This is a genomic window from Pedobacter nutrimenti (genome assembly GCF_032678445.1).
GTDB classification, from domain to species: Bacteria; Bacteroidota; Bacteroidia; order Sphingobacteriales; family Sphingobacteriaceae; genus Pedobacter; species Pedobacter nutrimenti_A.
The window spans coordinates 381,014-404,173 of record NZ_JAVTSQ010000002.1; the positions used below are offsets into that span (position 1 = coordinate 381,014).

Sequence of the window (23,160 nt, forward strand, 5' to 3'; positions counted from 1 at the left end):
GACGATGAAGACAGGCCTTTTTTTCGGTTCCTTTAACCCCATTCATACCGGACACCTCATTATTGCCAGTTACATGGCTGGTTTTACGGATCTGGATGAGGTATGGATGGTGGTATCGCCGCACAATCCTTTAAAGAATAAAAAAGGTCTGTCCAACATGTATGACCGCCTGGAGATGGTGAGACTGGCCACAGAAAATTCAGAAAAACTGAAGGTCAGCAATATTGAATTCGGTTTACCACAGCCTTCCTATACGGTGGATACACTGGCCTACCTGCAGGAAAAGTATCCAGGCAGATCTTTTGCTTTAATCATGGGCGCAGATAACCTCGTCTCTTTGAAAAAATGGAAGAACTACGAGGTGATCCTTCAAAATCACCAGATCTATGTTTACCCCAGACCAGGTGCAGACCTCTCTCCCTGGAAGGACCATCCATCTATTCAGGTTACTGAAACGCCTCAAATGGACATTTCATCTACTTTTATCCGCAAGGCCATCCAGGAAGGAAAAAATGTACAATATTTTCTCCCCGACAATGTTCTTGCCTTTATTGAGGGTAAAAATATGTACCGTTAAAACTGACGGTACAATAAAAAGATCGCTGGCTTCTTATGCAGATCAATCCTTTCCTTTTTCCAAAATGCCACAGATTGTGTTTTAATATATTCGTCTTCACCTGTCAGATTGCAGGCCACACAAAGCAAGGTTTGGGGCATTGCGTTTTTTAGCACATCTTCCAGCAACTGGTTGTTTCTAAATGGGGTTTCTATAAACAATTGTGTTTGCTGATATTTCTGTGCCAACTGCTCCAGTTCCTTAATCCGCTTTCCTCTTTGTATTTTGTCAATAGGCAAATAGCCATGGAAAGTAAAACTCTGACCATTAAACCCAGAAGCCATCAAAGCCAGCAGAATAGAGTTTGGCCCTACCAGAGGTACTACTTTAATCCCTCTTCGGTGCGCCTCCGCCACCACATCCGCCCCTGGATCAGCCACACCCGGACAACCAGCTTCACTCATTAAACCCACATCTTTCCCGCTCATCAGCTCTTTAAAAAAAGGCGCCAGCGAGGAAGTCCTCTTATGTTTTCCATAATCATGAATGATCAGTTCACTTTGCGGCCGCTTTAAGCCTGCTTCTTTAAGAAATTTACGGGCGGTCTTTTCATTCTCGACAATATAAGTGTCGATCGCATTGATGGTCTCCACCACAAAGGGCATAAAAGATTTTGAAGCAGCCTGCTCTGCTAATGGGACTGGAACAAGATAAAGGGTACCGGTTTTCATGAATTGTATCGTTTTTCTAATGCATTCTAACTTTACGCAAAAAGCACTGTCTGCTAAAAGCGATCTGCAAAAGAATAAAATAATTACCGGTAAAGAGTCAACGGAACAAAATATTCTTCATATACTTGATTTTCAGTTCGGATGGGACTGGACAATTTTTATTTCAATATGGCGGTCATTGTATATTAATAAATACAAATTTATGATTGCAATACTGCACACTTAAGCAATATAATTGCGCCCTTTATCATAATTTAAGTGCAATATTCCATATATAATTAAACCATTACAGCATTTGGAACTCAAATTGATACAGTTAAGTTAGGTTAACATAAACACACACACAAATGAAAAGATTGTTTAAACTACCGGTATTAGTGTTAGGACTCGTACTCCTGCTCACCGGGGCCGCACAAAAAGTGGCGGCACAAGAAGAGGATGTTTCCATGCAGACTTTTTACGATGAATTATCCCCTTACGGAACCTGGATACAGGATTCACAATATGGTTATGTATGGAGACCCGATGTTGACCAGTCGGATTTCAGGCCTTATTATACCAATGGCCGATGGGTCATGACAGAATATGGCAATACCTGGGTTTCTGATTACAACTGGGGCTGGGCTCCTTTCCACTATGGCCGCTGGGTCTATAACCGTTACAATGAATGGTTATGGATTCCTGATACCACCTGGGGACCTGCCTGGGTAAGCTGGAGAAGCGGTGGCGGATATTATGGCTGGGCACCATTAGCCCCGGGCATAAATATCAACATTAACTTCGGGGGAGGCTACCGTATCCCAAATTCCTGGTGGTGTTTTGTACCTCAGAGCAACATCTATTATGACCGTTTCCCAAGATATGGAGGCTATAATAATGTCACCATTATTAACAATACGACCATCATTAACAATGTTTACCGCGGTGGTAGAAACACCTATTTTACCGGCCCTGGACGTGATGATATCAGACGCGCGACCAACCGGGATGTTAGGGTTTATAATGTCAGCAGAACAAGCAGACCGGATCGCGGCGGTGTGACAAACAATACGGTAAATATTTACAATCCAAGACCGTCCAGAGGAAACGATGGAAGACCTGCTGCACCAAGGAATGTAAGTTCTGAAAGCACCTATACCACCAGCAGAGGTGACCGTGGCGGACGTCCAACCAGCATCGGTAACGTAGGTAATGATAGAAGTAATAACGGAAACCGTGGAGACAGGGGTTCAATGACTACTGTACCTAATGATGGCAATACTCGTCCTGGGGTAACTCAAGGCAGGGATTACAACAGGCCAGATAACGGTCGTCCATCCAGACTGGGCACCCAGCCTGTGAACGAACAAGGCAATGCAACAGCTAATCCTGCTACGCCGTCCAGAACGGACAGAACACCTTCAACTCAACCATGGCAAAGACCTGAAGGTCAAACCCGTCCTGAAGGTACCTCAAGGCAGTACCAGCCACAGCGCTGGCAGACCAGACCTGTTCAGCCGCAGCAACCTCAACAACCTCAGCAGCAGCCGCAGCAGCCACAACGTCAGCCTCAGCCACAATACCAAAGGCCGGAAAGGCAACCTCAACCTCAGGCACAGCCTCAACGCCCGCAGCAGGCGCAGCCACAGCAGCCAAGACCTCAAAGGGTTCAGCAAAGTGCTCCGCCAAGAGAAAACAAGGCTCCTGAGCAACAAAACAGAGGAGATAGAGGATCCAGATCGGAGAGAAATTAATACTCCCTTTTTAAAAGGGCTTTGTAAGGTATCTGTTTTAGAAAACAGATACCTTATTTTTTTCTTTATCTTTGCAGCCTCATCAAGCAAAGATGCTTAACTCTTTATGATTCACCCGGAAATAGAAAAACGAAAAACATTTGCCATTATAAGTCACCCCGATGCTGGTAAAACAACATTAACGGAAAAGTTCCTGCTTTTTGGGGGAGCTATTAATACCGCAGGTGCGGTAAAACGCAATAAAGCCAATCAAAGCAATACTTCCGATTTTATGGAAATTGAAAAACAACGCGGAATCTCCGTTGCGACTTCAGTTATGGGCTTTGAATACAGTGGCAAAAGGATCAATATCCTGGATACACCAGGACACAAAGACTTTGCAGAAGACACTTACAGAACCTTATCGGCTGTAGATAGTGTTATTCTGGTGGTTGACTGTGTAAAAGGTGTCGAAGAACAAACAGAAAAACTGATGGCAGTATGCCGTATGCGTAATACACCCGTTATTATTTTTATCAATAAAATGGACCGGGAGGGTAAAGATGCCTTCGACCTTCTGGATGAAATAGAAAACAAACTCAATATCAGTCTTTGTCCACTCTCCTGGCCTATCGGTCAGGGACATACTTTCAAAGGCGTTTACAGTATTTACAACAAGCATCTTAACCTTTTCGAGCCGGATAAGACAAAAATCAGCGCCCCGGTGATTGAAGTGAGTGACCTGAATGATAAAAACCTGGAAAACTTCCTGAAACCGGCAGAGCTCGAAAATCTTAAAGGTGACCTCGAACTGGTGCATGGTGTATATGGAGACCTGGACCAAAGTATGTATACCGAAGGATTACTGGCCCCTGTGTTTTTTGGGAGTGCCATTAACAACTTTGGAATTAAAGAACTACTGGACACTTTTATCAAAATTGCTCCCAGCCCGAAAAGCCGGGAAGCAGAACAGCGGGAAGTTTTGGTGAATGAAAAGAACTTCAGCGGCTTCGTATTTAAAATCCATGCCAATCTGGACCCTAAACACCGTGACCGCATTGCCTTCCTGAGAATCTGTTCCGGCAAATTTGAACGCAACAAATTCTATTTCCATACCCGTCAGAACAAGAAACTGAAGTTTTCCAATCCTATGGATTTCATGGCCAATGAAAAGAGCATTGTAGAAGAAGCCTGGCCAGGCGACGTAGTCGGTTTATACGATAGCGGAAACTTTAAAATTGGAGACACCCTTACAGAAGGAGAGCAATTACAATTTAAGGGCATTCCTAGCTTCTCTCCTGAGATATTTAAGGAAGTAGAGAACAGAGACCCTCTAAAAACAAAACAGCTGGAGAAAGGCATACAGCAGCTTACAGAAGAAGGAGTAGCACAACTCTTTACCCAGCAGCCAGGAAACCGTAAGATCATCGGTGCCGTTGGTGAGCTTCAGTTTGAGGTAATTGCCTTCCGTCTGGAACATGAATATGGCGCAAAAGCTTATTTCAGGACCTTAAGTTATGGCAGGTCAAATTGGGTAACCTCTAAAGACAAAAAGAAGCTGGAGGAGTTTTTAAAACGTAAGCAGCAGCATATTGGCGAAGACAAAGACGGAAATCCGGTTTATCTTGCAGATAATGACTTTATGATCAATATGACCATGCGGGATTATCCAGATATCGAATTCCATAAAACGTCTGAATTTAAATAAAAGAAGGCCGGTTGAAAATATCAACCGGCCTTCTTAATAAAGGTTAAATCTTATTTAAGTTTGCTTAAAGCGGCTTTAATCCTTGGCATCATATCTTTAATGTCTTGCAAAGAGCATGCACCAACAGAAGCTCTGAACCAAGGCATATCGTCATCATTACCGAAAGCAGAAAAAGGTACCAGGGCAGCCTGGGCTTCTCTGATCAGATAAAAGTTCACATCGGCACTATCTTTCAGCAACTGTCCGTCTGGTGTTGTTTTACCAATATAATCGATCTTAATGGTCAGATAAATGGCACCCATCGGTTCCACTGCATCCACTTGAAATCCTTCGTTTTTTAAAGCATTAAACCCTTCGTAAAGCGCGTTTAAACTGTCTTGTATCTTCTGCTTAAAGCTCGTCAGGAAAGTATCTACCTGTGCCTTATCCTTAAAATAACCCGCCATCGCTACCTGCTCTGCTTTGGGTGCCCATGCCCCCATATGGCCAACAATAGCTTTCATTTTATCGATGATCTCCGCAGGTCCGAATCCCCAGCCTACACGTACACCAGTTGCCGCAAGGCATTTAGAACTGCCATCCACAAAAATGGTATAATCTCTCATTTCCGGACGCAGGCCAACCGGATTTACATGTGCTTTTCCAAAAGTCAGTAAAGAATACATTTGATCATACATGATGTATAATGCCTTCTCACCTGGTTTTCTTGATTTATTTTCTTCCAGAACAACATCGCAGATCTCTTCCAGTTGCTCCGCAGTAAACATTGTACCTGTAGGATTTAAAGGAGAACATAAAGCCAGTAGGGTTGCTCCCTTTAAATGTGGTTTCAGTTGTGCGGCAGTGGGCATGAAATTATTTTCAGCCTGAGTTTCTACCGCAATAACGTTTGCAGAGGTCAGGTGGCCGTAGTGGTTGTTGTTCCAGGACGGAGCAGGGAAAACAACTGTATCTCCGGGGTCAACCAGTGCCAGGTAGGTCGCATAGATCAACGGGCGTGAGCCACCGGAAACTAAAATACTGTTGGACGCATACTCCAGATCAAAACGGTCCTTAAGCAAATCAGAAACAGTTTCCCTGAGTGACAATACGCCATCTGCAGGCGGATAATTCGTTTGGTTCTGATGATAGGCTTCCACGATACCGGCTTTAAGTTCTGTCGGAATCGGATAAATGGAAGAATCAAAATCACCAATTGTTAAATTGGCAATGGACGCGCCCTTACGCTTCATCTCGTTCACCTCGTTACCAATTTTAATGATCTCAGAGCCAATAAGCGAACTTGCTAGTGCAGATACTTTCATTCTATTTTATGTATTAGGATTAAAAATTCAGGCCAGTAATTTCTCTATGGCCTCTTTAGTCTGTTCAAATTTAAACTGGGCCAGTACAGTCCCCATCATTTTTTCTATTTCTTCATTACCAAGGTTACCTATACTGCCTTCATGTGTATGGTTCACCTTGGTATTTGGCACAAAAGTGCCGTTTTCTATACTTTCTCCAACAATCTTATAGGCTTCCCTGAAAGGAACCCCTTTCAATGCAAGGTCATTCACCACTTCCACACTAAATAAATAGGCATATTTTTTATCCGCCAGAATATCACTTTTTATACTGATGTTCTGCAACATATAGGTGGCGATTTCCAGACATTCGTTCAGAGAAGTGATGGCTGGAAAAAGATTTTCTTTTAACAGCTGCAAATCTCTGTGGTATCCTGATGGCAAATTAGTGGTCATCATCGCAATCTCATTCGGCAAGGCCTGAATCTTATTGCAACGTGAACGGATCAGTTCAAATACATCGGGATTCTTTTTATGAGGCATGATGCTCGATCCTGTGGTCAGTTCATCAGGAAAGCCGATAAATCCAAAATTCTGGTTGATAAACAGGCACACGTCCATAGACATCTTTGCCAGTGTCGCTGCAATGGAAGACATTGCCTGAGCCAGTATCCGCTCCGTTTTCCCCCTGCCCATCTGCGCATAAACAACATTATAATTCAGGTGTTCAAAGCCAAGAAGATTAGTGGTCATCGTTCTGTTCAGCGGAAAAGAAGAACCATAGCCTGCAGCAGATCCAAGAGGATTTTTATTGCAAACCTTCCAGGCGGCCAGCATCAGTTCCAGATCATCCACCAGGCTTTCTGCATAAGCCCCAAACCACAAGCCAAAAGAAGATGGCATAGCAATCTGCAAGTGGGTATAGCCGGGCAACAATTTATCTTTATGCGTATTGCTCAGGACGATCAGCTGCTTAAAAAGCACGTCTGTATGATGTACCATTTCTTCGATCCTGTTTCTGAAAAACAATTTCAAATCGACAAGAACCTGGTCGTTACGGGAGCGTCCGCTATGAATTTTTTTGCCTGCTTCGCCTATGCGTTGTGTCAGTAACCACTCTACCTGAGAGTGCACATCTTCTACGCTTTGCTCAATAACAAAGTTTCCTGCTTCAATATCTTTGTAAATATTTTTAAGTTCTTTCTGGATGGCCGCAAGCTCTTCAGCAGTCAGCAAGCCTATACTTTCCAGCATCTCTACATGTGCCAGTGAACCCAGCACATCGAATGCTGCCATTTCCAGGTCCAGTTCCCTGTCTCTGCCTACGGTGAACGTTTCAATATCCTTGTTAACCTCTATATTTTTTTGCCAGATCTTCATTTATATTCAGTTATTCCGCTGCCGTCCTTCCTCTTCTGCTCTTGCGCAAAAGTAATAATAAATACCGACAGGGTGGTTAATACTCCTTATTTGCCCTTAATAACAGGCTTTAGCATCTCTATATACAATTGTATACCTTCTCCGATCTCTTCCACAAAAACATACTCATCTGCCATGTGTGACCGTGCAGAATCACCAGGCCCAACCTTTACGGAAGGTATGCTCAATAAAGCCTGGTCTGAGGTCGTCGGGGAGCCATAAGTTGTTCTTCCCAGAGCAATACCCGACTGTACCAGTGGATGAGCTTTATCGATAGAGGATGGTTTCAAACGAACAGAACGTGGTTTAACCTCACAATCTACATTCGTTCTGATGATCTTCAGTACTTCTTCATTGGTATAGGCATCGGTTACCCTTACATCTACCGTAAAAGTGCAAAGTTCAGGTACAACATTATGCTGTGATCCGGCATTTATAATGGTCACAGACATTTTCAATGGTCCAAAAACTTCCGATACTTTTGAAAAGCGGTAATTCCTGAACCACTCAATATCTTTAAGTGCTTTGTATATCGCATTATCACCTTCTTCTCTCGCCGCATGCCCCGCCTTTCCGTGAACAGCACAATCCAGCACCAGCAAACCGCGCTCTGCAATCGCCAGGTTCATCAGGGTTGGCTCACCTACAATCGCAAATTCCAGTTCCCCCAGCTCTGGAAGAATACATTCCAGCCCGTTATTTCCGGAGATCTCCTCTTCAGCTGTGGTGGCCAGGCAAATGTTGTAGCTCAGGTCCTGCTGATCGTTGAAATATAAAAATGTAGCGATCAGAGACACCAGGCAACCACCAGCATCATTACTGCCCAGACCATACAATTTACCATCAACCACATCCGGAGAAAAAGGATCTCTGGTATAACCTGAATTTGGCTTTACGGTATCGTGGTGCGAATTGAGCAGCAAAGTTGGCCTGGAGGCGTCAAAATATTGATTGTAGGCCCAGATGTTATTCAATTTACGATGGGTTTTGATCCCTTTATCCTGCAAAAACTGCTCAATCACGTCAGCAGTCCCTTCTTCTTCTTTACTGAAGGAGGAAATACTGATCAATCTTTTCAACAATTCTAAACTGTCTTTTTGCAGTTGTTCTATCATATGATCTATTCTTTTGTATATAAGTTTCCTGCTTTCAAAGCAGATAATTTGATCCCTTTAATCAGGGAAGAACTGAAACCATTATGTTCCATTTCATTTAAGCCGGCAATGGTACAGCCTTTAGGTGAGGTTACCTTATCAATTTCCTGTTCCGGGTGCGACTCCATCTGCAGCAACAGATCTGCAGCACCTTTAGCTGTTTGCACCGCCATTTTAAGGGCTTCATCCGCATGAAAACCAATTTCTACCCCGCCCTGCGAAGCTGCGCGGATAGCTCTTAAGAAAAAAGCGATTCCACAGGCACACAAAGCAGTAGCAGAAGTCATCAGGTCTTCGTTGATCTTTACAACAGAGCCTACGGTTTCCAGCATCCGGGTTACCTCGGCAATATTAGCGTCTGTGGCATTATCGCTCGCGATACAAGTCATAGACTGGCCAATGGCTATAGCTGTATTTGGCATAGCCCTGATCACCTGTACCCCATCGGTTAATTTGGCTTTGATGTCGTGACAGCTTACACCTGAAGCGACAGAAATGATTAAATGTTTATTGGTATCGACTGCGCCGGCGATCTGCTCCAGCAATTGATTTAGCTGTTGAGGAAGAACAGCCAGCACGACAATATCAGCTGCTGCAACCGCAGCCGCGTTATCATTCGTCACTTCAAATCCCTGCGCAGAAAAAGTGGAAAGGTTTGCGGTATTCCGCCTGGTCAGACAAATCTGACCTGCCTCTACATAGTTTGCTTTCACCAATCCCTTAGCCAGAGACAGTCCGATATTTCCGCTGCCCAGGATAGCAATCCTGCCTGTATATTGTTTCATGTTTTAAGATATTAACCTGGTTCCAAAATCATTTGTATTCACCTGGGGCAATTCATCCGCCTTCCCAATATACACCATTTTTACCCCACTCTTTATCGCCTCAAATGCATTGTGCAATTTAGGGATCATTCCTCCCGATACGACGCCCTGCTCCTTTAATCCTTCAAAATCTCCTGCTTTGATTTCCGTTACCAGAGAAGATTCATCCTCCACATCCCTTAACACTCCTTTTTTCTCAAAGCAATACACCAGCCTGGTGTCGTAAACAACAGACATCGCTACAGCAACGGCAGAGGCTATGGTATCTGCATTGGTATTCAGCAACTGTCCTTCACCATCATGGGTGATGGCACAAAGCACAGGCACCAGACCCGCCTCCAGTAAACTCGTCAGTGTCTCTGATGAAACTGATGCCTCATCCAGATCTCCCACAAAGCCATAATCTATAGTTTTCACCGGCCGCTTAACCGCTTTGATGATGTTTCCGTCTGCGCCTGTCAAACCTATAGCATTACAGGCTTTAGACTGAAGCTGAGCCACCATGTTCTTGTTGATGAGCCCCGCATAGACCATAGTAACCACCCGGAGTGTTTCTATATCCGTAATTCTCCGGCCCTCTACCATCTTGGCTTCTACACCAAGTGAAGTACCCAGCTCGGTGGCGATTTTACCGCCGCCATGAACCAATATTTTTTTTCCGGAAAGCGCTGTAAAGTCCTGTAAGAACCGGTGCAGGTTTTCCGAATTGTCAATGACATTTCCACCAATTTTCACAATAGTGAGCTGCTCCATCTCTTCTGTTTTTTAAGTTAGATTTTGCAGCAGGTCTTTCAAAACTGCCTGGGCTGCCCATAAACGGTTACCAGCCTCATGGATCACCAGAGAGTTAGGTCCATCCAGGATTTCTGAAGACAATTCCAGATCCCTTCTTACCGGTAAACAATGCATCACTTTGGCATTATTGGTGTGCTTCAGTTTCTCATTGTTCATCATCCAGCCGTCAGGATAAGTCAAGACCTTGCCGTACTCCTTAAAACTCGACCAGTTTTTTACATAGATATAATCTGCACCATCTAAAGCCTCCTCCAGATGGTGGCTGATGGTCGCTCCTGGCGTAAAATCCTCACACAGTTCATATCCTTCAGGATGAACAATGGTGAAATCAAGCATTCCTTCTTCCTGTGCTTTACACATCCATTCTGAAAATGAATTTGGAACCGCCTGAGGCAATGCTTTCACATGTGGTGCCCAGGCCAGAACAACTTTCGGCTTAGCCGTCGCTTTCCAGGTCTCTTTTATGGTCACCAGATCGGCAAGACTCTGCAATGGATGGCGCGTTGCGCTTTCCAGACTCACCACAGGCACTCCACAGTATTTTACAAACTTGTTAAAGAAATCCTCATTGTAATCTTCGTCTCTGTTGGTCAGTTTTGGAAAAGAACGCAAGCCCAGGATGTCACAATATTGCCCCATCACTGCGGCCGCTTCGCGAATATGCTCTACCGTAGTGCCATTCATCACGACGCCATCCTGTGTTTCCAGTGCCCAGCCCTCTTTATCCATATTCATCACCATCACACTCATCCCTAAATTGATCGCTGCTTTTTGTGTACTCAAACGGGTACGCAAACTTGGGTTAAGAAACACCAGTCCAAGGGTTTTATTCTTTCCCAAATGCTGATCCGCATAGGGATTGCTCTTTAGATCCAGGGCGGCCTTCACCAGCTGCCCGATATCCTCAACGTCTTTTACTGAAGTGAATTGGTTCATTTCTATCCTCTTAAAATAGTTTTAAATTTATCTAAAAACTGATCAGCCTGTTCTTTTGTCAAATTCAATGCAGGCAATAATCTGATCACATTTGGCTTGGCTTCTCCTGTAAAAATATGGTGTTTGAATAACAGTTCTTTCTTCACATGCGCCAGTTCTTCCGGTAAATCGATACCGATCATCAGACCTCTTCCGCGCACTTCTTTGATCTCTTCAATTTTTTTAAGTTCCGAGATCAGATAGTCCCCTACTTCCTCTGCATTTTTCATCAATCCATCCTGCTCCATCACCTCAAGAACAGCCAAAGCAGCCGCGCAAGCCAGGTGATTTCCGCCAAAAGTAGTACCCAGCATACCATGCCAAGGTTTGAATTTCGGCGCAATAGAAATTCCCGCAACAGGGAAGCCATTGCCCATGCCTTTAGCCATGGTATATACATCGGCATTTACGCCAGCTACATCATGAGAATAAAACAAGCCTGTTCTGCCATAACCACATTGCACACTATCAGCAATATAGACCGCATTATAGGCATCACAAAGGCTACGGATTTTTTGAAGAAAAGGTACCGAAGCTTCTTTAATTCCTCCAACACCCTGTATACCTTCTATAATTACGGCAGTGATTTCATTGCCATAGCTGTTGAATGCTTCTTCCAGGGCTTCCACATCATTATATGGCAGGAATACAATATGATCTGTTTCATTGACCGGGGCAATGATCTTCGGGTTATCTGTAGCAGATACCGCCAGCGAAGTTCTTCCATGAAAGGCACCTTTAAAAGCGATGACCTTTTTTCTTCCATTATAAAAGGAAGCCAGTTTTAAAGCATTTTCGTTCGCTTCTGCTCCCGAATTGCACAAAAACAACTGGAAGTCTGTCTTTCCCGACACCTGGCCCAGTTTATCTGCAAGGGCCGCTTGCAACGGTATTTTAACAGAATTGGAGTAGAAACCAACTTTATTGAGCTGATCTGTAACTCTTTTTACGTAATGCGGATGGGTATGTCCAATAGAAATTACCGCATGCCCTCCGTATAAATCCAGGTATTCCTGTCCGCTTGCATCCCAGACAGTACTGCCGGAAGCTTTTACAATTTCTATATCATTTAGTGGATAAACGTCAAATAAGTTCATTTTAATATTTTTAACTGGTGTACAAATTGATTTTAGAATGCTGCTGCTTTAAGTGCCAGGCCTTGCCGTTCTTCCAGTCCAAACATTAAATTCATGTTTTGAACCGCCTGTCCGCTTGCGCCTTTCAGCAGATTATCAATTATACTGACCACAAAAACCTTATTGCCATGCTTTTCTACATGCACCAGCCCCTTATTGGTATTGACCACTTGTTTCAGATCAATATTCCTTGCACTTACATGCGTAAAGGCATGCCCTTCGTAGTAAGAAGTATATAATTCCTGTAGTTCTTCAGCAGAAAGATGAGATTCCGTATAAACCGAAGCCAGAATCCCTCTTGTAAAGTCACCACGCTGTGGAATAAAATTCAAAACGCTGTCAAAGCCAGCATCCAGCTGCACCAGGCTTTCTCCGATCTCATTTAAATGCTGGTGCTCAAAAGCCTTATAAACCGAAAGGTTATTATTTCTCCAGCTAAAATGAGAAGTAGCCGCCAAACTTTGACCAGCCCCGGTAGAACCGGTTGTTGCATTGATCTGCACCTCTCCTTTTAACAAGCCTTTCGCAGCCAAGGGGATTAATGCCAGTTGTATACAGGTCGCAAAACATCCAGGATTAGCCACATAATTCGCTGTTCTGATGGCCTCCCGGTTAAGTTCCGGTAAACCATACACCCATTGGTTTGAGGCATTCGCTTTCAGCCTGAAGTCCTGACTCAGGTCAATGACCTTAATAGAAGGCGCTATAGGATTGGCCGCGAGAAATTTCTTTGCATCACCATGGCCAACGCACAAGAACAAAACATCAATATCCGCTGAAAGTGTGCCTGTAAAACGAAGGTCCGTATCACCAAAAAGATCGGTGTGTACGTCTGAGATCAGGTTGCCTTCATTACTATTGCTATGTACAAAGGCAATCTCTACCGAAGGATGGTTGACCAGGATACGCAGCATTTCGCCACCTGTATACCCCGCACCACCAATGATACCTGCTTTAATCTTCATGTTTATTCACTTTATGCCAGATCATGACCTGGTTACCAAAAATTTTAGAAAAGCCTTTCACGTCCTCACCAGACCAGGCATTGTTCATTTCTCCGTAAGAACCAAATTTATTGCTCATCAAGTCATGCTCAGACTCAATTCCAATGATCTGGAAGCGATATGGTAAAAGTTCAACAAATACTTTTCCGCTTACCGTTTCCTGTGTATCTGCTAAAAAAGCTTCGATATTTCTCATGATTGGATCATGGAACTGACCTTCATGCAACCAGTTTCCATAAAATGAACCCAACTGGTCTTTCCAGGAAAGCTGCCATTTGGTCAAAGTATGCTTCTCTAAAGTATGGTGTGCTTTAATGATCACCAACGGGGCCGCAGCCTCAAAACCAACACGACCTTTTATTCCGATAATGGTATCTCCAACATGGATGTCCCTTCCAATTCCATAAGGCTGGGCCATGGCCTGTAGTTTCTGTATGGCTGTTACCGGTGGCAAATTCTCTCCATCGATTCCAACCAACTCTCCTTTTTCAAAACGCAGCTCCACTTTGCGCGGTGCAGTTTCTGAAACCTGTGTTGGCCATGCTTCTTCAGGCAGGGTCTCATGAGACGTTAAAGTCTCTTTACCACCAACTGAGGTACCCCAAAGGCCTTTATTGATAGAATATCTAGCTTTTTCTGCACTATATTCTACACCGTGTTTCTGTAAATATTCAATTTCCGCTTCGCGGGATAACTTCAAATCTCTGATCGGTGTGATGATCTCCACATTAGGTATAATGATGTTAAAAATCATATCAAAACGAACCTGATCATTTCCGGCACCAGTACTTCCGTGTGCCACATAATCCGCACCGATCTTTTTTACGTAATTTGCAATAGCAGTTGCCTGGCTTACACGTTCTGCACTCACAGAAAGCGGGTAAGTTGCATTTTTCAATACATTTCCAAAAACAAGATATTTAATACATCCCTCATAATAATTAGCCGTTTCATCAACAACAGCATGAGAGGCCACACCAAGTGCATAAGCCCGTTTCTCAATTTCCTGTAATTCGTTTTCAGAAAAACCACCTGTATTTACAATTACAGAATGTACTTCCAAACCACGGTCCTGTGCTAAATAAATACAGCAAAATGAAGTATCTAAACCTCCGCTAAAAGCTAAAACTACTTTCTTCTTCATGAGTCTTTATTGTGTTTTAAGGGTAATGGACCTGCATACGCAAATCCGTCGGCAACAATTATTTAAATAAAACTGGGATTAACATTAACAGGGATTTAAATCCCTTATTTGATTCTTTGGGTTTCAGCACCAGTCGTTGTTTAATACGCATAAAACGCTCATACAACTTTGGTTTCTTTTGCAGTTCTTCTGCAAACTTCTTAGCCACGTCGTGTTTCTTTGTTTCCGGATCATAAAGCATCGCCGTACACATACAGTTCTTGCGCTCTTTCATGGTCAGGATTTCAAAATTCACACAACTCTGACAACCTTTCCAGAACTCCTCATCCTGAGTAAGCTCAGAATAGGTAACAGGTTCATAACCCAGATCTGAATTGATCTTCATTACAGCAAGACCTGTCGTCAACCCAAAGATCTTTGCTTTAGGATATTTCTGTCGGGACAATTCAAAAATCTTGTGTTTAATGGCGTTGGCCAAACCGGCTTTTCTATATTTTGGACTTACAATGAGACCAGAATTGGCTACAAACTGTCCATGGCTCCAGGTTTCAATGTAACAGAAGCCAGCCCAGGAGCCGTCCTTATGAAATGCAATTACAGCCTTCCCGTCGGACATTTTCCCTGCAACATACTCCGGCGAACGTTTTGCAATACCCGTACCACGGGCTTTAGCAGACTCCGCCATTTCCTCGCAGATTTCTTCTGCAAAGACACGATGTTCAGGAAGTGCAACCTGCACTATAAAATCGTTTATATTCATTAATAGGATAACGAAAAAAGATAAAAATTTTGATTAATTGTTTTTTGAGAGGCAATCCTCTATGATTGAGTAAAGATATCACTCAAATACGGGGTGTATAATTTTGCCGGTTTGTTGTGACAGAAAATATGGGTCGCAGACGTTCAATAAACAAGCTTCTGGAAGCAATATTTTTTGCTTCTAAGATGGAAAGTTTATGGAGATTCGTCTTGATCATTTTCTGTATATATTCCCGCTTTAAATTACTTGAGGCGCAAAGGTTTAAATAAATATTGAGTTGTGCAATAAGTTTTTCATTTTTTTACATTTTATCTATCATTTTAAGCTCAAAAAAAACTTTCTCCCCCAAAGTTTTAAAAAACCTCTTTTCCCCTGCTATTTTCAGTCATTTATCCAAAGAGCCCATGCTCAGGGAGATTTCCTCTTCTTCATCGGATACTACTCAATTTATAAGCCAAAACTTCCGCAATACTTAAAAATGAATTTCTGCTTACAATAGCCCCTGAACAAATGTAATGACGAGTTGTTAGATTTACATAAAAAACAAGTTATGTCTTTATTATTTTCTCCTCTGCAGCTCAAAAACATCCGTCTCAAAAACAGGATCGTCACTTCACCTATGTGCCAGTATTCTGCAAAAGACGGCTTTGCAAACGACTGGCACCTGGTCCATCTTGGAAGCCGTGCCGTAGGTGGTTCTTCTTTGATCCTTCAGGAAGCCACGGCAGTGTCTTCCGAAGGCCGCATCACCGCCGGAGACCTGGGCATATGGAAAGAGGAACACCTGCCCATGCTCAAAAGAATAACCGGATTCATCCATTCAAACGGCGCCGTTGCAGGCATACAGCTTGCCCATGCCGGACGTAAATCCAGTTTTGAAGTTCCATGGAAAGGGGGCAAACAAATCAAATTGAGCGAAGGCGGCTGGAAGTCTTTTGCCCCGAGCGCAATTCCCTTTCACGAAGGTGATGAGGTGCCTGAAGCCCTGGATCTGGAAGGCATCAAAAAAATAAAGTCCGATTTTAAAGCCGCAGCTATTTACGCCATTGAAGCCGGCTATAAAGTGGTAGAAATACATGCTGCCCATGGCTACCTGATCCATCAATTCCTTTCGCCCTTAAGCAATGTCAGGACAGACCAGTACGGAGGAAGCTTTGAGAACCGGATCCGTTTCCTCATCGAGGTCCTGGACAGCATTCGTGAAGTATGGCCAAAAACAAACCCAATTTTCGTCAGGATCTCTGCAACAGACTGGACAGAGGGCGGATGGACTCCCGAAGAATCTGTCAGGTTATCCGGTATTTTGAAAAGTAAAGATGTAGATCTTATTGACTGCTCCAGTGGCGGCCTTTCAGAGCATCAGCAAATTCCGGTTGGCCCAGGCTACCAGGTTGGTTTTGCCGGGCAGATCAAAAAAGAAACCGGCATATTGACCGGTGCAGTTGGCTTAATAACAGACAGACAACAAGCCGAAGATATTCTGGGCAATGACCAGGCCGACCTGATCATTATGGCCAGGGAGCTGCTTAGAAATCCTTATTTTCCATTACAGGCCGCTTTTGAATTTGATGACGAAATCAAGTGGCCAGAGCAATATGAAAGAGCAAAACCAAGAAAAGCACATTGACCAATGTTAAATAACAACAGAAACTTTAAACTAAATTCCCTTAATTTCGTTTAAAATATAAAACACAAATACTATGTTCGATAAACTAATGGCCGCACAGCAGATGGCGGGTGAGATCAAGAAAAAACTAGATACCATCTCTGTATATGGCGAAGTAGAGGGAGGAGCAATTAAGGTTACCGCTACAGGCAATAAAGCAATCACAGCTGTAGAGATTAAAGAAGAATTCTTTAAAGAGGCTGACAAAGAGGAATTAGAGGAACTTCTGCTGACAGCTATTAACAAAGCTTTAACACAGGCAGATCAGGTAAGCGCAGCAGAAATGCAGAGTGCAACCCAAGGCATGTTGGGCGGTCTTGGCGGAATGTTTGGAAGTTAATCTAAAATCATGAAATATACCTATTACGGACAATCCTGCTTTTTGCTGGAAGCAGAAGGAAAAAAGTTTCTTTTCGATCCTTTTATTAAGCCTAATCCTTTGGCCAGTCATATTGACACCACAGCTATACAGGCAGATTACATTCTGGTGAGCCATGGCCATGGAGATCACATTGCAGACCTGGTGGAGCTGGCAAAACAAACCAATGCAAAGGTAATTGGAATGGTTGAAGTAATGGATTGGGTAGCGAAACAAGGCATTACAAACGTTCATCCCATGAATTTCGGAAAGCAGAAATTTGACTTCGGAAACCTGAGAATGGTCTGGGCTACACATTCCAGCTCTATGCCAGATGGTAGTTATGGAGGTAATCCGGCTGGTTTTGTATTAGAAACTGCTGGTAAGACCATTTATTTTGCTGGAGATACCTCTTTAAATGCAGACATGAAGATCCTTGCGGATCTCTATAAGATCGATTATGCCATCCTGCCTATTGGGGGCAATTTCACAATGGATGTAGATGATGCTCTGGTGGCCACTAAATACATCAATTGCGATCAGGTGATCGGCGTTCATTACAATACTTTTTCGCTCATTGAAATTGACACAGAAGAGGCCCTGTCTAAATTTACCCGGGAGAACAAAAAGCTATTCTTACCCGCAATCGGCGAGACCATAGAATTATAAAAAGCCATAAAAAAGGCCCGTTTCAAACAGAAACGAGCCTTTTTTATTTACACTTATGGCTTAGTTCTTTTTCACCACAACTGTTGTTTTCTTGTTTGCTTTATAACGCATATCAGCAGTTCCGTCTTTCTTCACCGGACCGGCTACTGCTGCAGCTTTAGCTTTGTTTTCTTTAAAGCGCATATCCGGTGTACCGTCTTTCTTTACCGCAGCTGCTGTAGTTTTAGTAGAGGTCACCGTTTTCGTAGCTGCTGCTTTCGTTTCTTTTTTAGCACCAGCAACCGTAGTTGTAGCCTTAGTTTCTACTTTTTTAGCTGTCTTTTTTACGGTCTGCGCAGGCGCAGCAGTCTGAGCAAAGGTAGTACTTAAACCCAGTAAGGCCACGGCAACAAAACTTAATAATTTTTTCATGTTTTTCTAGTATTTTCTTTAATCCAATATTGGTTAACGAAAGTTAAATAAAAATATTTCAATTTTAGTGTGCTTCAAGCCAATTATTTCCTTCTCCGATTTCCACCTCTATCGGCACTGCTGTTTTGATGGCTGTTTTCATTCGGTACGCAATGATTTCTTTCATTTCCGCTACTTCAGAACGGAGCACATCAAACACAAGCTCATCATGCACCTGCATCGTCATTTTTGACTTTAATCCTTTCTCCTGAATATCCTTATGAATATGGATCATAGCCACCTTGATCATATCTGCCGCAGAACCTTGTATCGGCGCATTGATCGCATTTCGTTCCGCAAATCCACGCACCGTCTGATTTGCAGAGTTAATGTCTCTCAGGTATCTTCTCCTACCCAGGATGGTCTCTACAAAGCCATTTTCCCTGGCAAAGTTCATGGTATCGCTCATATATCTTTTAATACCAGGATACTGCTCAAAATATTGCTCAATGATTTGTGCCGCTTCTTTACGGGGAATACCCAGATTCTGCGACAAACCAAATGCAGATTGCCCATATATGATTCCGAAATTCACGGCTTTAGCATTTCTTCTTTGCGTAGAATCCACTTCTTCAATAGGCACACCATATACTTTCGCTGCTGTTGCCGTATGGATGTCAATTCCTTTGCTAAACGCATCCAGCATATTTTCTTCCTTGCTGATCTCCGCAATAATGCGAAGTTCGATCTGAGAATAATCCGCAGATAAGAGGATGTGATCTTCATCTCTGGCAATAAAAGCCTTTCGCACTTCCCTTCCCCGCTCCGTACGAATCGGGATGTTCTGTAAATTGGGGTTATTAGAGCTCAGCCTGCCTGTGGCAGCCACAGCCTGGTTATAACTCGTATGTACCCTACCCGTTTTAGGGTTTACCATTAAAGGCAAGGCATCCACATAGGTCGATTTAAGTTTCTGCAACTGGCGAAAATCCAGGATATCCTGTACAATATCGCTTTTATGTGCCAGGGCAAGCAATACATCTTCCCCAGTCTGATATTGCCCCGTTTTTGTTTTTTTTGCCTTAGGGTCTAGCTGAAGTTTATCAAACAATACTTCTCCCAATTGCTTTGGAGAGGCCAGGTTAAACTGTACACCGCATTTATCATAAACGTTCTGCTCAAACCTCCGGATGTCTGTTTCCAGTTCTTTGGAATAATTCAGTAAAGTATCTATATCAATCCTGACGCCTTCTTTCTCTATATCAGCCAATACATACACCAAAGGATTTTCTACTTCTGTAGCGAGCGTTGATGCATTCAGCTCTTTCAGCATGGGCTCAAAAACGTTAGCCAGCTGCAAAGTCACATCCGCATCTTCCGCAGCATAATCTACTACTTTTTCGACAGGAACATCTCTCATATTGCCCTGGTTTTTCCCCTTAGCCCCAATGAGCGTGGTTATGGACACCGGCCTGTAGTTCAGATAATTTTCAGAAAGAATATCCATATTGTGTCTGGTATCCGGATCAATCAGATAATGCGCCAGCATGGTATCAAATAACCGGCCTTTTACCTGCACCTCATACCATTTCATCACCAGGATATCGTATTTTAAGTTTTGCCCGGTCTTGGCAATCTGCTCATTCTCCAGCACTGGTCTAAATTCATCAATAATCCGCTGCGCTTCCGTTCTGTCTTCAGACAATGGAATATAATAAGCTACACCTGGTTTTATACAAAAGGACAATCCAACAAGATCGGCCATATTTGCATCAGTCCCTGTAGTTTCTGTATCAAAAGAAATATTTTCCTGTTTCATCAGCAATTCAATCAGCTCTTTCCGCTGCTCTGCCGTTTCTACAAGCAAATATTGGTGTTCCACATCTTCTATCGTCTTAATTTCCGGCTGTTCAAAAACCGGTGGTGGTGGCGACACCACAACTTCTACCCTTCGAACCGTTTCCACTACATTTCCAAACAGATCCGTTTGTTGCGACACCGTTGTGGTTGTACTTCCAACCGTAAAATCTTCTCCGAACACCCGTCTTCCAATGGTTCTGAATTCCAGTTCAGCAAACAAAGGTTCCAGCAGCTCTCTGCTTGGCTCTCCCATCTCCAGTGCATGGTCATCAAATTCGACAGGAACATCGAGGATAATCGTCGCCAGCTTTTTAGAGATCAACCCCTGTTCAGCAAAGTTCTCTACATTTTCACGCTGTTTACCTTTCAGTTCATGAGAATGGGCAATAATATTCTCCATAGAGCCATATTGCCTGATCAATGATTTCGCTGTTTTCTCCCCAATTCCCGGGATACCTGGAATATTATCCACTGCGTCACCCCATAGTCCCAGGATATCAATGACCTGTTTTACATCTTCGATCTCCCATTTGGCCAGCACTTCCGGAACGCCCAGGATCTCCATTTCATTTCCCATTCGTGCGGGCTTATAAATGAAGATATTATCGGATACAAGTTGTGCAAAGTCTTTATCAGGCGTCATACAATATACCGTATATCCTCTTCTCTCTCCTTCTTTGGCCAGCGTTCCGATGATGTCATCTGCTTCAAAACCATCTTTGGTGATTACAGGGATATTAAACCCTTCAATTAGCTTAAAGACATAGGGTAAAGCGGCAGAAAGATCTTCGGGCATAGCCTGACGGTGTGCTTTATAGGCCTCAAAATCCGTATGTCGTTCCGTTGGGGCCTCCGTATCAAAAACAACAGCTATATGGCTTGGTTTTTCTTTTTTTAGAACCTCCATTAAAGTATTTGCAAAGCCCATTACTGCAGAGGTGTTCACACCAGTGGACGTAAATCTTGGGTTTTTACTCAATGCGAAGTGTGCCCGGTAGATGAGCGCCATACCGTCAAGAAGAAAAAGTTTTTTCATCATTATATCATTATTAATGCTTTGTTTATCGTTCTCTTTTTTGTATTAATGAGCTCGTAAACTCGGTTTGTTTTTTATCGGTAATGAAGCTTGCAAAGCTTGTGTATTCTATTTTGAAAGATATAAGCTTTGCAGGTTTCATCATTATATAAGTGTTTTTTCAGTCGTTTTTGTTTCTCTTAATTGTCTTCAAGCTGCTTTCAGCGGTTTAATGAAGATTAAGCGATCAAGAGCTTATCGCTGTATAATGACCGTAAATTTGCCTTAATTCCAATCTAGTCAATCAAAGTTAACAATAGGGATGCAAACTGAGCTTATATTATTTATTTTTGTTTATATAACAAACACAACACAAATTACGTTAGCTGAATAAAGTCATGAAATCAATCAAATTATCCATACTATTTTTCCTGCTGCTTGGGATCACAGTAAGTGTATCTGCGCAGGATGCTGTGATCATATCAGAGGGCAATTTTGTAAGAGGAACTGTCCAGGGCACCAACAATGCCGTAGTTAGGATCAAACTGGATGACGAATCGATAGCGGAATACAAAGCCAAAGACGTACAGGAATTTTTATGGAATGGAAACACCTACGTGAGCAGGCCAATCCTCATCCGAAACAATATGGAAATCCGTTTCTTTAAAGTGGAAGAACTTGGTGCGGTGAACCTGTATTCCATCAGCAGCAGTAATACGATGACAGCGCCTCCTAGAAAACGGTCTCGTATAACACCTTCTGTGGGTGTTGGTGTGGGTACAGGCACTTATGGAAGTGGCGTAGGCTTTGGAGGCGGAATCTCTATTGACCTCAGCAAACACCGTCAGGATGATTATGTTCAACCTGTAGGCCGTGATTTTTATTATCTGGAAAAACCAGGTACCGGGCCAATGGTCGTCATTCCAATAAATAGTAACGCTGACGATAAAACCGATCAGATCAGAGCTGCTCTAATCCAGAAACTAGGCGATGACCAGGATCTCGCCGGACGGATCAATCAGACAGAGGATTTTGACATTCAAGGCGTAAAAGCATATGTCAACGCCTATAATACAGCGCATAAATAACCTTAACGACTGATACAGTCTGCAATATGGTCGTTGACCATTCCCGTAGCCTGCATATGTGCATAGCAAATCGTTGTTCCAAAGAACTTAAACCCTCTTTTTTTCATGTCTTTGCTAATGGCATCTGAGATCTCCGTGCGTGCTGGCACATCACTAAGTGATTTCACATCATTTAGGATAGGTTTTCTATTGGGTAAAAATCCCCATATATAATCAGAAAATGACCCAAATTCTTTCTGGATTTCCATAAACAAGCGCGCATTGGTAATGGCAGCATTCACCTTTAAGCGATTGCGGATGATCCCTTCATCCTGCATCAGCCGCTCCACATCCGTTTCATTAAAAGCAGCAACCTTAACCACGTCAAATCCGGCAAAGGCTTTCCTATAACCTTCTCTACGCCTCAAAATGGTAATCCAGCTCAGGCCTGCCTGTGCACCTTCAAGAATCAGAAATTCAAATAAGACCCGGTCATCGTATACCGGCTTGCCCCATTCTTCATCGTGATATTTTTGATATAAAGGGTCGGTTCCACACCAACCACACCTGATTATTTCTTTCATCCTCTGTTAAAGACTAAGTTCATCCCAATATTCTACTGCCCTGCGGTAATGAGGGATGACAATAGATCCCCCCACCAGATTGGCAATCATAAAAACCTCGTTGATCTCTGCATTGGAAACACCCTCATCGTAACACTTCTCCAGGTGATATTTAATACAGTCATCACAACGTAAAACCATCGAAGCCACCAAACCCAGCATTTCTTTCGTTTTTACATCTAGAGCACCTTCCGCATAAGTGGTGGTATCCAGGGCAAAGAAACGCTTAATGTTTGTGTTTGCGGTTTCCATGATCCTATCGTTCATCTTAGAACGATAATCGTTAAATTCTTCTACTAGTTTTCCCATTT

22 protein-coding genes are annotated in these 23,160 nt (G+C 43.1%); 7 read left to right on the top strand and 15 right to left on the bottom strand.

All coding sequences use genetic code 11. The features are described from left to right. The first annotated feature begins 4 nt into the window (after positions 1 to 4). The gene (gene nadD / locus R2S08_RS04355; protein WP_316834007.1) at positions 5 to 577 is read left to right on the top strand and encodes a nicotinate (nicotinamide) nucleotide adenylyltransferase; all 573 of its coding nucleotides are present in this window, start codon (positions 5 to 7) and stop codon (positions 575 to 577) included. On the opposite strand, the gene R2S08_RS04360 is transcribed toward nadD, so the two are convergent. Then, the gene (locus tag R2S08_RS04360) at positions 574 to 1,287 is read right to left on the bottom strand and encodes an SAM-dependent methyltransferase (RefSeq protein ID WP_316834008.1); all 714 of its coding nucleotides are present in this window, start codon (positions 1,285 to 1,287) and stop codon (positions 574 to 576) included. The two genes, nadD and R2S08_RS04360, sit on opposite strands and share 4 nt — an antisense overlap. A 347-nt stretch (positions 1,288 to 1,634) precedes the next feature. Between R2S08_RS04360 and R2S08_RS04365 the strand changes: the two genes are divergently transcribed. Both R2S08_RS04365 and R2S08_RS04370 read left to right on the top strand, forming a co-directional pair. Continuing rightward, the gene (locus R2S08_RS04365) at positions 1,635 to 3,020 is read left to right on the top strand and encodes a DUF6600 domain-containing protein (protein WP_316834009.1); all 1,386 of its coding nucleotides are present in this window, start codon (positions 1,635 to 1,637) and stop codon (positions 3,018 to 3,020) included. 106 nt (positions 3,021 to 3,126) lie between these two features. Further along, a complete protein-coding gene (locus R2S08_RS04370; protein ID WP_133779159.1) occupies positions 3,127 to 4,707 on the top strand; it encodes a peptide chain release factor 3 in 1,581 nt (526 codons plus the stop codon). A 50-nt stretch (positions 4,708 to 4,757) separates the two neighbouring features. On the opposite strand, the gene R2S08_RS04375 is transcribed toward R2S08_RS04370, so the two are convergent. From R2S08_RS04375 to R2S08_RS04420, 10 genes are all read right to left on the bottom strand, one after another. Continuing rightward, complete coding sequence (locus R2S08_RS04375) at positions 4,758 to 6,011, bottom strand: pyridoxal phosphate-dependent aminotransferase (RefSeq protein ID WP_133779158.1); 1,254 nt, start codon at positions 6,009 to 6,011, stop codon at positions 4,758 to 4,760. A 27-nt stretch (positions 6,012 to 6,038) separates the two neighbouring features. Continuing rightward, positions 6,039 to 7,370: an argininosuccinate lyase gene (argH, locus tag R2S08_RS04380; protein ID WP_316834010.1), complete on the bottom strand. Its 1,332-nt coding sequence runs from the start codon at positions 7,368 to 7,370 to the stop codon at positions 6,039 to 6,041. Between the two features lie 86 nt (positions 7,371 to 7,456). Further along, positions 7,457 to 8,524: a M20 family metallo-hydrolase gene (locus R2S08_RS04385; RefSeq protein WP_316834011.1), complete on the bottom strand. Its 1,068-nt coding sequence runs from the start codon at positions 8,522 to 8,524 to the stop codon at positions 7,457 to 7,459. 5 nt (positions 8,525 to 8,529) lie between these two features. Next, positions 8,530 to 9,348: a pyrroline-5-carboxylate reductase gene (gene proC / locus R2S08_RS04390; protein ID WP_316834012.1), complete on the bottom strand. Its 819-nt coding sequence runs from the start codon at positions 9,346 to 9,348 to the stop codon at positions 8,530 to 8,532. Positions 9,349 to 9,351: 3 nt separating this feature from the next. Next, positions 9,352 to 10,140: an acetylglutamate kinase gene (gene argB, locus R2S08_RS04395; protein ID WP_316834013.1), complete on the bottom strand. Its 789-nt coding sequence runs from the start codon at positions 10,138 to 10,140 to the stop codon at positions 9,352 to 9,354. Positions 10,141 to 10,152: 12 nt separating this feature from the next. After that, on the bottom strand, positions 10,153 to 11,118 hold the full coding sequence (locus tag R2S08_RS04400; RefSeq protein WP_316834014.1) for an acetylornithine carbamoyltransferase: 966 nt from the start codon (positions 11,116 to 11,118) through the stop codon (positions 10,153 to 10,155). 2 nt (positions 11,119 to 11,120) lie between these two features. After that, positions 11,121 to 12,254 (bottom strand): aspartate aminotransferase family protein, encoded by a 1,134-nt coding sequence (locus R2S08_RS04405; protein WP_316834015.1) that lies wholly within the window; start codon positions 12,252 to 12,254, stop codon positions 11,121 to 11,123. 32 nt (positions 12,255 to 12,286) lie between these two features. Further along, complete coding sequence (argC, locus tag R2S08_RS04410) at positions 12,287 to 13,258, bottom strand: N-acetyl-gamma-glutamyl-phosphate reductase (RefSeq protein WP_316834016.1); 972 nt, start codon at positions 13,256 to 13,258, stop codon at positions 12,287 to 12,289. Next, the gene (gene argG, locus R2S08_RS04415; RefSeq protein WP_133779150.1) at positions 13,248 to 14,441 is read right to left on the bottom strand and encodes an argininosuccinate synthase; all 1,194 of its coding nucleotides are present in this window, start codon (positions 14,439 to 14,441) and stop codon (positions 13,248 to 13,250) included. The genes argC and argG overlap by 11 nt, the downstream gene beginning before the upstream one ends. Before the next feature lie 58 nt (positions 14,442 to 14,499). Then, entirely contained in the window at positions 14,500 to 15,201 is a 702-nt protein-coding gene (locus R2S08_RS04420) for an N-acetyltransferase (RefSeq protein ID WP_108554755.1), read from the bottom strand. A 550-nt stretch (positions 15,202 to 15,751) separates the two neighbouring features. On the opposite strand from R2S08_RS04420, the gene R2S08_RS04425 reads away from it, so the two are divergent. The 3 genes from R2S08_RS04425 to R2S08_RS04435 all read left to right on the top strand — a co-directional run bounded on the left by R2S08_RS04425 (position 15,752) and on the right by R2S08_RS04435 (position 17,894). Continuing rightward, on the top strand, positions 15,752 to 16,828 hold the full coding sequence (locus R2S08_RS04425; RefSeq protein ID WP_316834017.1) for an NADH:flavin oxidoreductase/NADH oxidase: 1,077 nt from the start codon (positions 15,752 to 15,754) through the stop codon (positions 16,826 to 16,828). Positions 16,829 to 16,901: 73 nt separating this feature from the next. Beyond that, entirely contained in the window at positions 16,902 to 17,207 is a 306-nt protein-coding gene (locus R2S08_RS04430) for a YbaB/EbfC family nucleoid-associated protein (RefSeq protein WP_316834018.1), read from the top strand. Between the two features lie 9 nt (positions 17,208 to 17,216). Next, the gene (locus R2S08_RS04435; RefSeq protein WP_316834019.1) at positions 17,217 to 17,894 is read left to right on the top strand and encodes a metal-dependent hydrolase; all 678 of its coding nucleotides are present in this window, start codon (positions 17,217 to 17,219) and stop codon (positions 17,892 to 17,894) included. A 60-nt stretch (positions 17,895 to 17,954) separates the two neighbouring features. On the opposite strand, the gene R2S08_RS04440 is transcribed toward R2S08_RS04435, so the two are convergent. Together R2S08_RS04440 and polA are read right to left on the bottom strand one after the other, a co-directional pair. After that, the gene (locus tag R2S08_RS04440) at positions 17,955 to 18,305 is read right to left on the bottom strand and encodes a hypothetical protein (protein WP_316834020.1); all 351 of its coding nucleotides are present in this window, start codon (positions 18,303 to 18,305) and stop codon (positions 17,955 to 17,957) included. Between the two features lie 64 nt (positions 18,306 to 18,369). Then, positions 18,370 to 21,180, bottom strand: coding sequence for a DNA polymerase I (polA, locus tag R2S08_RS04445; protein WP_316834154.1), 2,811 nt, complete (start codon positions 21,178 to 21,180; stop codon positions 18,370 to 18,372). 377 nt (positions 21,181 to 21,557) lie between these two features. Here polA and R2S08_RS04450 point away from each other — a divergent pair, with 377 nt between their 5' ends. Next, a complete protein-coding gene (locus R2S08_RS04450) occupies positions 21,558 to 22,247 on the top strand; it encodes a hypothetical protein (protein ID WP_316834021.1) in 690 nt (229 codons plus the stop codon). Positions 22,248 to 22,249: 2 nt separating this feature from the next. Here the strand turns inward: R2S08_RS04450 and R2S08_RS04455 are convergent, their stop codons facing one another. Continuing rightward, positions 22,250 to 22,810, bottom strand: coding sequence for a DNA-3-methyladenine glycosylase I (locus R2S08_RS04455; protein WP_316834022.1), 561 nt, complete (start codon positions 22,808 to 22,810; stop codon positions 22,250 to 22,252). A gap of 6 nt (positions 22,811 to 22,816) precedes the next feature. Next, positions 22,817 to 23,158: a carboxymuconolactone decarboxylase family protein gene (locus tag R2S08_RS04460; RefSeq protein WP_108555602.1), complete on the bottom strand. Its 342-nt coding sequence runs from the start codon at positions 23,156 to 23,158 to the stop codon at positions 22,817 to 22,819. Positions 23,159 to 23,160: the final 2 nt, after the last annotated feature.

Coding starts and splice junctions, on each gene's coding strand:
- nadD (WP_316834007.1), top strand. CDS start 5: ATGAAGACAGGCCTTTTTTTCGGTTCCTTTAACCCCATTCATACCGGA.
- R2S08_RS04360 (WP_316834008.1), bottom strand. CDS start 1,287: ATGAAAACCGGTACCCTTTATCTTGTTCCAGTCCCATTAGCAGAGCAG.
- R2S08_RS04365 (WP_316834009.1), top strand. CDS start 1,635: ATGAAAAGATTGTTTAAACTACCGGTATTAGTGTTAGGACTCGTACTC.
- R2S08_RS04370 (WP_133779159.1), top strand. CDS start 3,127: ATGATTCACCCGGAAATAGAAAAACGAAAAACATTTGCCATTATAAGT.
- R2S08_RS04375 (WP_133779158.1), bottom strand. CDS start 6,011: ATGAAAGTATCTGCACTAGCAAGTTCGCTTATTGGCTCTGAGATCATT.
- argH (WP_316834010.1), bottom strand. CDS start 7,370: ATGAAGATCTGGCAAAAAAATATAGAGGTTAACAAGGATATTGAAACG.
- R2S08_RS04385 (WP_316834011.1), bottom strand. CDS start 8,524: ATGATAGAACAACTGCAAAAAGACAGTTTAGAATTGTTGAAAAGATTG.
- proC (WP_316834012.1), bottom strand. CDS start 9,348: ATGAAACAATATACAGGCAGGATTGCTATCCTGGGCAGCGGAAATATC.
- argB (WP_316834013.1), bottom strand. CDS start 10,140: ATGGAGCAGCTCACTATTGTGAAAATTGGTGGAAATGTCATTGACAAT.
- R2S08_RS04400 (WP_316834014.1), bottom strand. CDS start 11,118: ATGAACCAATTCACTTCAGTAAAAGACGTTGAGGATATCGGGCAGCTG.
- R2S08_RS04405 (WP_316834015.1), bottom strand. CDS start 12,254: ATGAACTTATTTGACGTTTATCCACTAAATGATATAGAAATTGTAAAA.
- argC (WP_316834016.1), bottom strand. CDS start 13,258: ATGAAGATTAAAGCAGGTATCATTGGTGGTGCGGGGTATACAGGTGGC.
- argG (WP_133779150.1), bottom strand. CDS start 14,441: ATGAAGAAGAAAGTAGTTTTAGCTTTTAGCGGAGGTTTAGATACTTCA.
- R2S08_RS04420 (WP_108554755.1), bottom strand. CDS start 15,201: ATGAATATAAACGATTTTATAGTGCAGGTTGCACTTCCTGAACATCGT.
- R2S08_RS04425 (WP_316834017.1), top strand. CDS start 15,752: ATGTCTTTATTATTTTCTCCTCTGCAGCTCAAAAACATCCGTCTCAAA.
- R2S08_RS04430 (WP_316834018.1), top strand. CDS start 16,902: ATGTTCGATAAACTAATGGCCGCACAGCAGATGGCGGGTGAGATCAAG.
- R2S08_RS04435 (WP_316834019.1), top strand. CDS start 17,217: ATGAAATATACCTATTACGGACAATCCTGCTTTTTGCTGGAAGCAGAA.
- R2S08_RS04440 (WP_316834020.1), bottom strand. CDS start 18,305: ATGAAAAAATTATTAAGTTTTGTTGCCGTGGCCTTACTGGGTTTAAGT.
- polA (WP_316834154.1), bottom strand. CDS start 21,180: ATGAAAAAACTTTTTCTTCTTGACGGTATGGCGCTCATCTACCGGGCA.
- R2S08_RS04450 (WP_316834021.1), top strand. CDS start 21,558: ATGAAATCAATCAAATTATCCATACTATTTTTCCTGCTGCTTGGGATC.
- R2S08_RS04455 (WP_316834022.1), bottom strand. CDS start 22,810: ATGAAAGAAATAATCAGGTGTGGTTGGTGTGGAACCGACCCTTTATAT.
- R2S08_RS04460 (WP_108555602.1), bottom strand. CDS start 23,158: ATGGGAAAACTAGTAGAAGAATTTAACGATTATCGTTCTAAGATGAAC.